This is a genomic window from Clostridioides sp. ES-S-0049-02 (genome assembly GCF_020658465.1).
In the GTDB taxonomy this organism is placed as follows: Bacteria; Bacillota; Clostridia; order Peptostreptococcales; family Peptostreptococcaceae; genus Clostridioides.
Genome location: NZ_JACVWG010000074.1, coordinates 1 through 327, shown reverse-complemented (window position 1 = coordinate 327; position 327 = coordinate 1). Strand labels below are relative to the sequence as shown.

1 rRNA gene is annotated in these 327 nt (G+C 27.5%); it reads left to right on the top strand.

From position 1 onward, the window contains the following. A 23S ribosomal RNA gene (locus IC213_RS20725) occupies positions 1 to 78 on the top strand; the annotation flags it as partial. Positions 79 to 327: the final 249 nt, after the last annotated feature.

Here is a 327-nt window from a genome sequence, read left to right as displayed (position 1 = left end):
ATCTGGTTGATAGGTCGAAGGTGTAAGTGCAGCAATGTATTTAGCTTATCGATACTAATAGGTCGAGGACTTGACCAATATTTATTTGATGTTCATTAATTAAAATATATATGTAGTTTTTAGAGTGCTAACTCTATGTATTTAAATTTGTCAATAATCAGAGATTTTTAAGGATTTTATAAGCTTAAAATCAAATGAAAAAAGTATTGACATAATAAGACAAATATGTTATTATAATACTTGTCTTAGAAAAAAGATAAATGAAAATTTAGACAATAATCTGGTTATAATAGCAGAGAGGATACACCTGTTCCCATTCCGAACACA